The organism is Acidaminococcus sp. CAG:542, from assembly GCF_000437815.1.
In the GTDB taxonomy this organism is placed as follows: Bacteria; Bacillota; Negativicutes; order Acidaminococcales; family Acidaminococcaceae; genus Acidaminococcus.
On sequence record NZ_FR902064.1, the window covers coordinates 33208 to 43718 of the forward strand.

The window sequence follows — 10511 nt, forward strand, 5'->3', positions numbered from 1 at the left end:
ATCAGGTTGGCGGGAATGGCATGATACAGTTCCGGATCGATTTCCGGCAGATCTTCCGGTTCCAACAGGTCATTGAGCTGGCCCGGTTCCGTCCCGGTAAGGATGGACAGCCGGGTAAGGGTCTCCTGGATGGACTGCCGGGTCCGGGGGATCTCCGCCCGGGTATTCTGTTCCTGGGTCCGCATGGCTTCCAGAGGATAGCCGCTGATCAGCCCCGCATTGTAATTGGTCTGGAGCAGATCTGCTTTTTCCCCTTCCAGGGCTGCATGCCGTTCCAACAGGTCCAGATCCTGCTGGAGGGTCCGGAGAGATACATAGTTGAGGGCTGTTTCCGCACTGAGGGTCACCCAGGTGCTGTACAGGGCTGCATGCTGGGCTGCCAGGTTGTGGGCGGCGCTCTGCTTCTTGGCCTTCAGCCGGCCGAAGAAGTCCGGTTCCCAGGAAGCATCGATGCCCAGCCCGGCTACGGAAGAATTCCGGTTGGGCGGGTTGATCATCCCCGGATAGGGACTCATATCGCTGATTTTGTCGTTGACCCCCTGAGGGGCTTCATACCGTCCGTAGGTGCCTCCCACATTCAGCCAGGGCAGGGCTTCTCCCTTGCTGATCCCCAACTGGGCCCGTGCTTCTTCCACCCGGGCCTGGGCCGCCTGGAGATCCCGGTTGTTTTTCAGTGAAAGTTCGATCAGGGCGTCCAGTTTGGGGTCCTGGAAGGTCTTCCACCAGTCCGCCAGCTGTTCCTCACTGAGCCTGGCCTCCGGCGTGGCCTTGTCATAAGCTGCCGGCTGCTTCTGGGCCAGTTCTGTCCAGGAGGGCATCTTCACCGCCTTGGGCTGGGGATCCTTCTTCCCGGCCAGGGCCGGCTGCATCATCCCCGGTGCCAGGGTCAGGGACAGCCCCACCACCACAGGTTTCCACCATTTCATGGTCATCGCTCCCATCTGTACCAATAAAATAATTATTCGTTTGATTAATTATACCCTCATTATAGCCCAAAACCGGGCCGGTGGCAAGATGGAGAAAAAAATGGTTGCACAAAACAGAGAGATTTGTTATACTTCGTTTAGTTAGTAATTGCTAACTATTTTGGCTGGTATTTTTCGAAGTACAGCCATTTTTCTTTGGTTATCAATTAGTCATAACTAACTTATTCAAGGAGGCTCCACCATGACCATCACCCTGGAAACAGAACTGGTGCGCCAGTGCGCGCCCACCCTGGCCGGTCTCAAAGCCGCCAGTCTGTTCCGCTTCGTTTTCCGTCCCGGAGACAGCCCTTTCGCCCAGATCGGGGAAATCCAGCGCAGCCTGGAACCCAAACAAATCCGTCTGGAAGTCCTGAGCTATGACTGCATCCGGAAAAGTGCCCTCCTGTATGTGTACCGCCCCCACCGGCTCAGCATCCTTCTCCAGGATCCGGAAAGCAGTTCCTTCCTGAAACGCCAGGGCTATGAGGGCTCCACCTGTCAGGAGATCCTGGACCAGATGGCCCTGCGCCTGGCACGGCGGGACCCCTTCCCTCATGAAATCGGCATCCTGCTGGACTATCCTCTGGAAGATGTGAAAGCCTACATGGCCTCCCCCCGGGACAAAGGCGTTTGTTCCGGGTGCTGGAAGGCCTACGGAAACCGGGAACGGGCCGCCTGTTATTTTGCCAAATGCCAGAAATGCACCCGGATCTACTGGCGCTGTTACTGCGCCGGCACTCCCCTCAGCAGGCTGGCGGTGGCTTAAATAAAATGTTTGTCAGCCGGCGTGGCCGGCGGAAAGGATGGATTACAATGAGCAAAATCGCAGTGGTATTCTGGAGCGGGACCGGCAACACGGAAGCCATGGCCAAGGCCGTGGAGGAAGGTGCCAAAGGCAAAGGGGCTGAAGTGGTGGAATACAATGCTTCCGCCTTTTCCGCCGGGGAAGTGGCCAATTTCGACGCCATCGCCTTCGGCTGCCCGGCCATGGGAGCGGAAGTCCTGGAAGAAGGGGAATTCCAGCCCATGTGGGATGAAGTGAAAGGCAGCCTGAAAGGCAAGAAAATCGCCCTGTTCGGCTCCTACGGCTGGGGCACCGGAGAATGGATGGACAGCTGGAAAGCCGACGCGGAAGCCGAAGGCGCCGTGCTGGCCGCTGATCCGGTAATCGCCAACAACGCCCCGGATGACGATGCCCTGAATCAGTGCAAAGGACTGGGCGAGGCACTGGCGTAAAAAGAGGTGGTGCTGCACATTGCGTGCAACACCACCTTTTGTCAGCTGACCGTTGACAGGGCTGTTGCATGAGCAACAGCCCTTTTTTCAATGAAACACCATTCCCAACACTTTCATTACACAGTACAAAATCCCGCTGGCGATCATGGGACCTACGGGGACGCCTTTGAAGAGGATGACGCCGATGATGGTGCCGATCAGCATGGCGGCCACCACCTGAGGATCCGCCCCCATCAGTTCCACCCCCCAGCGGCCCAATAAGGCCACCAGGGCACCGATGACCAGAGAGGCCATGCCCAGGGGTGTCTTGAACACTCCCAGGGTTTCCGCCAGACCGATTTTCCCGGTAGCGATGGGCACCATCAGCGCTGCCATCAGCAGCATGACCCCCCAGTTCACCCCGTGGCCGCCGAAATAGAGCAGTTTCTCCTCCGGCAGGAACAGCTTCAGCAAGACCAGGAGGCCGGCGGCATAAGATACCGTCAGATTATGGGCCAGATAGCCCAGGACAATCAGAAAGCCAAGGATCAGATAAGGCTGCATATACCTACTTCCCTTCCGTAATCAACAAATAAGAGGCTGGGCAGAACGCCACAGTCTCTTTATTTTACCCTACTTATCCTATTTCTTCAATTCCTTCTCCCACTCCAGCACATACTGGACGAAATATTCCACACCCAGTCCCAGGGCCTTTTCGTCGATGTCGAAATAAGGGCTGTGCTGAGGATACCGGCGGTCTTTTTCCGGGAAGCCGCCCCCCAGAAGCAGCAGGCATTTGGGATTGTAGTACTTGGCGAAGTCTTCGCCTCCCATCTGGAGTTCCCAGTCCACCAGCTTGTCCGGGTCGAAGACTTTGGCGCAGGCCCTCCGGCCCGTATCCACACAGGCCTTGTCGTTGATCATGGGCGGAGGCCCGAAATGATACACCGTCCGCAGGGTGGCCCGGGTGGCAGTGCCCACGCCCCGGGCCACCCGTTCCAGGATCCCGGGATAGGCTTCCCGGAGTTCCTTGCTGAAGGTCCGGGCAGTGCCGGAGAGCTGGACTTCTCCCGGGATCACATTGCTGGTGGTGCCCCCCCGGAACCGGGTGACACTGAGTACCGCCGGTTCCAGAGGATTCACTTCCCGGCTCACCACGGACTGGAGGGCGGTAACGAATTCCGCTCCAGCCACAATGGGATCGATGGTCTGATGAGGCAGGGCCCCATGGCCCCCTTTCCCTTCCACTGTTACATCAAAGGTATCCGCGGCACTCATGACAGGCCCATACCGAAGGGAAGCCCAGCCCGCAGGGATCTTGCTCCAGATATGGAGGGCGATCAGCCGGTCGCATTCCTTCACCAGAGGTTCTTCCTTCATGTAGGCGGCCCCGCTGTTGGCGATTTCTTCTTCTGCCGGCTGGAACAGGAACCGGACGGTCACCGTCAGCTGGTCCTTCAGGGCCGCCAGGATCCTGGCCGTCCCCAGCAGGATGGTAATGTGGGTATCATGGCCGCAGGCATGCATGGTCCCCGGGTTCCGGGATTTGTATTCCGCTTCTCCCAGTTCCGTAATGGGCAGGGCATCGATGTCCGCCCGGATCCCGATGATCCGGTCCGAAGCATGGGGCCCCTTCAAGGTGGCGATCACCCCGGAATGGCAGGATTCCACATAGGGGATCCCCAGTTCATCCAGATAGGCTTCAATGGCTTTCTGGGTCTGGAATTCCTTCCAGGACCGTTCCGGATTTTCGTGGAAATGGCGGCGCAGCCGGACCAGTTCCGGCTGGAGGGCTGCCACCTGTTCTTTTACATCCATGGCAAAGTCTCCTTTTCAGCAGGAAACCCCATCAGCCTGGGCCTCCGGGGTTTGTCTGCGTGTTTTTATTTCTTGGCATTGGGGTCGAACCACAGACCCTTGTTGTTTTTCTTCATGTATTCCTGGAATTCCGCGGACTTGTAGGCGTCGGCAATATCCTTGGCCCACTGGGCGTCCTTGTTCTTGTCCTGGACAACCAGCTGGAGCAGCAGGTGCGGCAGGATATCTTCCTTCATCAGAGCGGTGGAAGGATCGATCTTGGCGTTGTAGATGATGGCACCGGTGATCACAATGTAGGAGAAGTCATTCCGGACAGCCGGGATGTTCAGGGATTTCATTTCGGTGAATTTCAGGTGATGGGGATTTTCAATGATATCCTGCTGGGTCACCGTGGACAGGTCCTTCTTGGGATCCAGTTTGATCCAGCCGGCCTTCTGGAGCAGGGCATAGGCCCGGGAGGTGTTGGAGGCATCGTTGGGGACGGCTACCGTATCCCCGTCAGCCACCTGATCCAGGCTGCTCTTGGATCCGGCGAAGATTCCGGCCGGAACCGTGGGGATGGGGGTAATGGCCGCCAGATGGCCGTTCTGTTTCTTGTTGAAGTTTTCCATATAGGCGGTGTGCTGTTCCACGTTGAAGTCCACTTCCCCTTCGTTCAGGGCGATGTCCGCCTGGAGCAGGTCGGACATATCCTTGCCCACGAACTTGTAGCCTTTCTTTTCCAGGATGGGCTTTACCCCTTTTTCAAACAGATCGGAATAAGGACCCTGGGATTTGCTGTACTTCAGTTCCTTTTTGGTGGAAGCCCCTTTGTCGGCGCTTTTGCTGGAATCGCTGCCGCAGCCTGCCACCAGGGCGGTGGTCATCACCGCTGCCAATCCGATTACCAGCCATTTTTTCAGTTTGCTTGTGTTCATGATGTTACCCCCTCAAAATTTGTTATCCATGATTTCTGGTTTTATACGCAAAGTGGTTGCCCACGGTCTGGATGATCTGGACGAAGACAATCAGTACCACCACCGTAAACAGCATCAGCGGCGTGTTCATCCGTTCATACCCGTAGGTCAGGGCCAGGTCCCCTACGCCCCCGGCCCCGATGGCACCGGCCATGGCCGTGGCGCCGATCAGCCCGATGGTGCCGGTGGTAATGGACAGGATCAAAGATCCCTTGGCCTCCGGCAGCAGGAAGTACCAGACGATTTCAAAATAGGAGGCCCCCATGGACTGGGCGGCTTCCACAATGCCCCGGTTCACATCCAGGATGGAGTTCTCGAATAGCCGGGTGAGATAGGGCGTGATGAAGACGATCAGCGGAATCAGCGCCGCGGTGGTGCCGATCCGGGTCCCCACAATGGCCTTGGTCAGGGGCATGATGAAAACCATCAGGATAATGAAAGGAACGCTCCGGATGATGTTGATGATGGTGTTCAGCACCAGATAAATGGGCCGGTTCTTCAGGATCCCGTTGTCGTTGGTCAGCACCAGGATCATGGCCAGGATAATGGCCAGTATGGAGCCCACCAGAAGGGAAACGAACACCATGTACAATGTCTGTTCCGCGCTCAGGATCAGCTGGGACGCGGGAACACCCAATTGGTCGATCATGACAGGCTCACCTCCTTCCACAGAATGCCCTGCTGGGTCAGGTATGCCTCACTCCGGGCAATTTTGTCTCCTTCATCCATGCACTGGAGGATGAACAGGCCCAGGGCGGTTTGCTGGAGTTCTGTCACCGTAGCGAAAACGATGTTGGTTTTCAGACCGAACCGGTCATTAAGTACGGAGATGTCTCCTTCCGAGGCCTGGCGGCCCAGGAAACGGAGTTTCAGCAGCTTGAAGGGACGGGGATCCTTTTTCAGATCTGCCTGGATGCTTTCCGGGATGGTGTCCGGGATGACCGTCCGGACGAACTTCCGGGTGATCTCCTGCTGGGGATTGCTGAATACTTCCAGCACGGACCCCTGTTCCACCACCCGACCGTGTTCCATGACAGCCACCTTGTTGCACAGCTGCTGGATCACCTGGATCTGGTGGGTGACGAACAGGATGGTGATTTTCAGTTCCCGATTGATCCGCCGGAGCAGCTGGAGGATCTGTTCCGTGGTTTCCGGATCCAGGGCGCTGGTGGCTTCATCGCAAAGGAGGATGCTGGGGTTGGTGGCCAGAGCCCGGGCAATGCCCACCCGCTGTTTCTGTCCCCCGGACAGCTGGATGGGATAGGACCCAGCCTTGTCTTCCAGTCCCACGAACTGGAGCAGGGTCTTTACCGTCCGGTCCAGCTGCACTGGCTCCGTATGGTTCAGCCGCAGGGGAATGGCTACATTTTCGTAGACGGTCCGGGAATCCAGCAGATTGAACTGCTGGAAGATCATACCGATCTTTTTCCGTACCTTCCGCAGCTCATTGTGGGACAATTGGTCTATGACCCGTCCTTCGATCTCCACATGGCCTTCCGTGGGAGTCTCCAGGGCATTCACCATCCGCAGCAGGGTGGATTTTCCTGCCCCGCTGAAACCGATGACTCCGAAGATATCTCCCTTTTCCACTTCCAGGTTCACATGCTGGAGAGCCTGTACAGCCCCGCTGCCGATCTTGAAAGTTTTGCTGATATCCTGAAACTTGATCAAATCCAACACCTCTTGGTCTGTGTAAACAAAAAGGGCCATCGTCTCAACAGAGACGATGGCCCGTGGTTCCACTCTGATTCACCGGCATCCAAAGGCCGGCCTTTGCAGCAGGGATAACGGCTGCTGACCCGGGGCGCTCTACTGGAAATTCGAGGCCCAGCTCACGGAGGCATTCCCTAAGGTTCCCGCCGCCCGGCTCTCAGCTGCCGCCGGACTCTCTGTAGGCCTTCCCCAAAGGTACTGGTTCCGCTCATTGCTTTTTTCAATATGCTAATATCCTACTATGCAGGGGGTATTTTGTCAAGAGGAAATGTAATCTTTTTTCGAACAGTAAAAAAGGACCGCCCCAGGGGGACAGTCCTTTTGAAATACCAGCAGAAATTATTTCAGTTCTACGGTAGCGCCAGCTTCTTCCAGTTTGGCTTTCATGGCTTCAGCGTCAGCTTTGGCAACATGTTCTTTGATGGCGTTGGGAGCAGCATCAACGGCAGCTTTGGCTTCTTTCAGGCCCAGGCCGGTCAGTTCCCGAACAACTTTGATTACGTTGATCTTGCTGGCACCAGCATCTTTCAGAACAACGTCGAATTCGGTCTTTTCAGCAGCGGCAGCGCCGGCAGCAGGAGCAGCAGCTACGGCAACAGGAGCAGCAGCGCTAACACCGAACTTGTCTTCCATGGCTTTAACCAGGTCGGCCAGTTCCAGAACAGTCATATTTTCAATGGCTTCCATGATTTGATCTTTATCCATTTTTCATACCTCCAAAATTTTTAATGAAATGGGTAATGGTTTTCATCAGGCTGCAGAATCAGCCTGTTTTCCGATTAAGCAGATTCCTGCTCTTTCTTTTGCCGTACGGCTTCCAGGGTATACACAAAGTTGCGAATGGTCCCCTGCAGTACGTTGACCAGCCCGGAAATGGGGGCCTGCATGCTGCCAACCAGTTTGGCCAGCAGTTCGTCTCTGGAAGGCAGTTCTGCCAGAGCCTTGACTTCGTCCAGGGCGATTACTTTACCGTCCAGGATACCGGCTTTGATTTCCAGAGCTTTGTGGTCCTTGCTGAAATCGTTCAGGATCTTGGCAGGAGCCACAGGGTCTTCAGCGGAGAAGGCCACGGCGGTATTGTGTTCCAGATAGGAATCCAGTCCTTCAACACCAGCTTCTTTGGCGGCAATGCGGATAAAGGTGTTCTTAGCAACCATGTACTTCACACCGGCTTCACGCATTTTGCTTCTCAGTTCGGTATCTTCAGCCACGGTGAGACCGCAGTAGTCAACCAGAACAGCACCTTTGGAACTGGACAGCAGATCTTTCAGTTCTGCCACTTTACCAGCTTTTTCAGGTCTAATGTCATGCATCAGTAGTACACCTCCTTGCGTCAGTTTTTTATTAATCAATGAAAAGACCTCTCGGCGGGTCAGCCGGAGGTCATGTTTATCAACACTCCGACCTAGGCAGGTGGAAATCCGTTAGGCTTGCGCGCCTGCTGTCTTGGGTCCGATGGTCATTTTCTATTTGATTATTTGTTGCTGTCAGCTTTCAGTACGTCAACAGGAACGCCAGGGCCCATGGTGGTGCTCAGGGTTACGCTCTTGATGTACTGGCCTTTTGCGCCGGAGGGTTTTACTTTGATCAGGGTGGTGATCAGAGTCAGATAGTTTTCCAGCAGCTTGTCAGCGTCAAAGGAAACCTTGCCGATAGCAGTCTGTACGTTACCGGCTTTGTCGGTACGGTACTCGATTTTACCAGCTTTGATTTCGTTGACGGCACGGGTGACATCCATGGTCACAGTACCCACTTTGGGGTTAGGCATCAAGCCTTTGGGGCCCAGGATTTTACCCAGACGGCCTACAGTACCCATCATGTCAGGAGTGGCTACGCAGACGTCGAATTCGGTCCAGCCGCCTTTGATCTTTTCCACGTATTCATCAGTGCCAACAAAGTCTGCGCCGGCAGCTTCGGCTTCTTTGGCCTTAGCGCCTCTGGCGAATACCAGCACAGTCTTGGATTTGCCGGTGCCGTTGGGGAGAACCAGAGCGCCGCGGACCTGCTGGTCAGCGTACTTGGGATCAACGCCCAGGCGGACGGAAACTTCCACCGTGCTGTCGAATTTGGTCACAGAAGTCTTTTTAACCAGATCAACTGCTTCCTTGGGGGAATATGCCTTGCCAGCTTCGATGAGCTTTGCGGCGTCGGTATATTTCTTACCAGCTTTACTCATTGTTTGTTCCTCCTTGTGGTCAAGCGGCTTTTGCCTCCCACAGTTTTTCAGACATTAGTCTTCTACAGTAATACCCATGCTCCGGGCAGTACCTTCGACCATGCGCATGGCAGCTTCAACAGAGCCAGCGTTTAGGTCTTTCATTTTGCTTTCAGCGATTTCCCGAACTTTGTCACGTTTAATGGTGGCAACTTTGTTCTTGTTGGGTTCACCAGAAGCCTTTTCGATGCCGCAGGCTTTCTTCAGCAGTACAGCTGCCGGAGGAGTCTTGGTAACGAAAGTAAAAGAACGATCTTCGAAAACGGTGATTTCAACAGGAATGATCAGGCCAACCTGTTTGGCAGTCCGTTCGTTGAAGTCTTTTACGAAGGCCATGATGTTGATACCAGCCTGGCCCAGTGCCGGACCTACGGGAGGTGCCGGAGTTGCCTTACCAGCAGGGACCTGCAGTTTGACCATCTTAACGACTTTCTTAGGCATAATTTACACCTCCTTACTTATTCAATAGCTTCCACTTGGGTGAATTTAACTTCAATGGGAGTCTCACGTCCGAACATTTCGACCATCACTTTGATCTTCTGCTGTTCGTCGTTGATCTCCGCTACCGTCCCTACCATATCGGTAAAGCCAGGGGCTTTGATGCGGACGGTATCATTCAAACCTACAGGGCATTCCATCCGGATTACAGGTTCTTCCACAGTCTTGCCGACTGCAGCAGTCTGTTCTCCTTCTTTGGGCATAGCCCCCAGGATGCGTTCTACTTCACGGTCAGATAAAGGAATGGGTTTTGTGCCGGTGCCAACGAAGCCAGTTACACCAGGGGTGTTCCGCACAGCATACCAAGTCCGGTCATCCACGATCATTTCGATCAGTACATAGCCTGGAAACACTTTCCGCGCCACGACCTTCTGCTTGTCATCCTTTGCGTCTACTTCATTCTGCATGGGAACCAGCACCTGGAAGATCTGCTCTTCCATACCCAGGGAATGGATTTTGCTTTCCAGATTCATCTTTACCTTATTCTCGTAACCAGAATAAGTATGAATGACATACCAGTGCTTTTGATTTTCCATGCTTACTGCACTCCCATCACTAAGCGAAACAGTACGGACAAGACAGCATCAATAGCCCAGATCAGGAAAGCTGCAAAGAGAGAGGAGAGGATCACCGTAATGGTGTACCCGATCAGTTCCCTCTTGGTGGGCCATGTTACCTTTTTCATTTCGGTTTTCACTTCTCGGAGAAAACCACCCACACCAGAGGTGCTCTTTACTTCCGGGGTGAATTGAGTTCCTGCCATAGTATCGCTCCACCTTATTTCGTTTCTTTATGCAACGTATGCTTTTTGCAGAACTTGCAATACTTTTTGATTTCGATACGTTCGGTATCGTTCTTTTTATTCTTCGTAGTCTGGTAGTTACGCTGTTTGCATTCGGTGCAAGCCAGGGTAATACCCACACGGTTTCCAGCTGCCATTCCTTAACACCTCACTTACATTCAAAACTCTTGATTCCCAAAAGCCGCCTATAAAGGTTATCATAGAACCGCCAGGATGTCAACAAAAAAGTGAGGCCGATGGATAGGTCGGCCTCAGTTTTACATCCGGTGATTCGATTAGCCTTCGATTTCAGTAACCACACCGGCACCAACGGTATGGCCGCCTTCGCG

At 54.4% G+C, this 10511-nt stretch carries 15 protein-coding genes and 1 other annotated feature; of the genes, 2 read left to right on the forward strand and 13 right to left on the reverse strand.

Translation table 11 applies throughout. From position 1 onward, the window contains the following. On the reverse strand, positions 1 to 926 hold a 926-nt coding region (locus QVO43_RS05110), incomplete at its 3' end, for a TolC family protein (RefSeq protein WP_288174556.1). A gap of 241 nt (positions 927 to 1167) precedes the next feature. Between QVO43_RS05110 and QVO43_RS05115 the strand changes: the two genes are divergently transcribed. Continuing rightward, positions 1168 to 1731 (forward strand): DUF3793 family protein, encoded by a 564-nt coding sequence (locus tag QVO43_RS05115; protein ID WP_022487501.1) that lies wholly within the window; start codon positions 1168 to 1170, stop codon positions 1729 to 1731. A gap of 47 nt (positions 1732 to 1778) precedes the next feature. Then, entirely contained in the window at positions 1779 to 2201 is a 423-nt protein-coding gene (locus QVO43_RS05120; RefSeq protein WP_022487502.1) for a flavodoxin, read from the forward strand. Positions 2202 to 2288: 87 nt separating this feature from the next. On the opposite strand, the gene QVO43_RS05125 is transcribed toward QVO43_RS05120, so the two are convergent. The 12 genes from QVO43_RS05125 to rpmG form a co-directional block, all read right to left on the reverse strand. Continuing rightward, positions 2289 to 2744 (reverse strand): DUF441 domain-containing protein, encoded by a 456-nt coding sequence (locus QVO43_RS05125; protein ID WP_022487503.1) that lies wholly within the window; start codon positions 2742 to 2744, stop codon positions 2289 to 2291. Positions 2745 to 2822: 78 nt separating this feature from the next. Further along, complete coding sequence (locus tag QVO43_RS05130; RefSeq protein ID WP_022487504.1) at positions 2823 to 3998, reverse strand: M20 metallopeptidase family protein; 1176 nt, start codon at positions 3996 to 3998, stop codon at positions 2823 to 2825. A gap of 65 nt (positions 3999 to 4063) precedes the next feature. Next, positions 4064 to 4915, reverse strand: a complete 852-nt coding sequence (locus QVO43_RS05135) for a MetQ/NlpA family ABC transporter substrate-binding protein (RefSeq protein WP_022487505.1) — start codon at positions 4913 to 4915, stop codon at positions 4064 to 4066. A gap of 22 nt (positions 4916 to 4937) precedes the next feature. Continuing rightward, on the reverse strand, positions 4938 to 5603 hold the full coding sequence (locus QVO43_RS05140) for a methionine ABC transporter permease (protein ID WP_022487506.1): 666 nt from the start codon (positions 5601 to 5603) through the stop codon (positions 4938 to 4940). Continuing rightward, positions 5600 to 6625: a methionine ABC transporter ATP-binding protein gene (locus QVO43_RS05145; RefSeq protein ID WP_022487507.1), complete on the reverse strand. Its 1026-nt coding sequence runs from the start codon at positions 6623 to 6625 to the stop codon at positions 5600 to 5602. The genes QVO43_RS05140 and QVO43_RS05145 overlap by 4 nt, the downstream gene beginning before the upstream one ends. 45 nt (positions 6626 to 6670) lie before the next feature. Continuing rightward, positions 6671 to 6888 (reverse strand) — a binding site (T-box leader). 118 nt (positions 6889 to 7006) lie between these two features. Beyond that, the gene (rplL, locus tag QVO43_RS05150) at positions 7007 to 7372 is read right to left on the reverse strand and encodes a 50S ribosomal protein L7/L12 (protein WP_012937659.1); all 366 of its coding nucleotides are present in this window, start codon (positions 7370 to 7372) and stop codon (positions 7007 to 7009) included. Between the two features lie 74 nt (positions 7373 to 7446). Next, entirely contained in the window at positions 7447 to 7980 is a 534-nt protein-coding gene (gene rplJ / locus QVO43_RS05155) for a 50S ribosomal protein L10 (RefSeq protein ID WP_022487508.1), read from the reverse strand. A 161-nt stretch (positions 7981 to 8141) separates the two neighbouring features. After that, positions 8142 to 8843 carry a 50S ribosomal protein L1 gene (gene rplA / locus QVO43_RS05160; RefSeq protein ID WP_022487509.1) on the reverse strand — a complete coding sequence of 234 codons (702 nt, stop codon included), beginning with the start codon at positions 8841 to 8843 and terminating at the stop codon, positions 8142 to 8144. Positions 8844 to 8897: 54 nt separating this feature from the next. Then, the gene (gene rplK, locus QVO43_RS05165; protein ID WP_012937656.1) at positions 8898 to 9323 is read right to left on the reverse strand and encodes a 50S ribosomal protein L11; all 426 of its coding nucleotides are present in this window, start codon (positions 9321 to 9323) and stop codon (positions 8898 to 8900) included. Between the two features lie 17 nt (positions 9324 to 9340). Next, positions 9341 to 9916: a transcription termination/antitermination protein NusG gene (gene nusG, locus QVO43_RS05170; protein WP_022487510.1), complete on the reverse strand. Its 576-nt coding sequence runs from the start codon at positions 9914 to 9916 to the stop codon at positions 9341 to 9343. 2 nt (positions 9917 to 9918) lie between these two features. Continuing rightward, entirely contained in the window at positions 9919 to 10143 is a 225-nt protein-coding gene (gene secE, locus QVO43_RS05175; protein ID WP_022487511.1) for a preprotein translocase subunit SecE, read from the reverse strand. A 14-nt stretch (positions 10144 to 10157) separates the two neighbouring features. Further along, on the reverse strand, positions 10158 to 10319 hold the full coding sequence (gene rpmG, locus QVO43_RS05180; RefSeq protein WP_022487512.1) for a 50S ribosomal protein L33: 162 nt from the start codon (positions 10317 to 10319) through the stop codon (positions 10158 to 10160). Positions 10320 to 10511: the final 192 nt, after the last annotated feature.

Coding starts and splice junctions, on each gene's coding strand:
- QVO43_RS05130 (WP_022487504.1), bottom strand. CDS start 3,998: ATGGATGTAAAAGAACAGGTGGCAGCCCTCCAGCCGGAACTGGTCCGG.
- nusG (WP_022487510.1), bottom strand. CDS start 9,916: ATGGAAAATCAAAAGCACTGGTATGTCATTCATACTTATTCTGGTTAC.
- QVO43_RS05115 (WP_022487501.1), top strand. CDS start 1,168: ATGACCATCACCCTGGAAACAGAACTGGTGCGCCAGTGCGCGCCCACC.
- QVO43_RS05125 (WP_022487503.1), bottom strand. CDS start 2,744: ATGCAGCCTTATCTGATCCTTGGCTTTCTGATTGTCCTGGGCTATCTG.
- QVO43_RS05140 (WP_022487506.1), bottom strand. CDS start 5,603: ATGATCGACCAATTGGGTGTTCCCGCGTCCCAGCTGATCCTGAGCGCG.
- rplL (WP_012937659.1), bottom strand. CDS start 7,372: ATGGATAAAGATCAAATCATGGAAGCCATTGAAAATATGACTGTTCTG.
- rplA (WP_022487509.1), bottom strand. CDS start 8,843: ATGAGTAAAGCTGGTAAGAAATATACCGACGCCGCAAAGCTCATCGAA.
- rpmG (WP_022487512.1), bottom strand. CDS start 10,319: ATGGCAGCTGGAAACCGTGTGGGTATTACCCTGGCTTGCACCGAATGC.
- QVO43_RS05135 (WP_022487505.1), bottom strand. CDS start 4,915: ATGAACACAAGCAAACTGAAAAAATGGCTGGTAATCGGATTGGCAGCG.
- QVO43_RS05120 (WP_022487502.1), top strand. CDS start 1,779: ATGAGCAAAATCGCAGTGGTATTCTGGAGCGGGACCGGCAACACGGAA.
- rplJ (WP_022487508.1), bottom strand. CDS start 7,980: ATGCATGACATTAGACCTGAAAAAGCTGGTAAAGTGGCAGAACTGAAA.
- rplK (WP_012937656.1), bottom strand. CDS start 9,323: ATGCCTAAGAAAGTCGTTAAGATGGTCAAACTGCAGGTCCCTGCTGGT.
- secE (WP_022487511.1), bottom strand. CDS start 10,143: ATGGCAGGAACTCAATTCACCCCGGAAGTAAAGAGCACCTCTGGTGTG.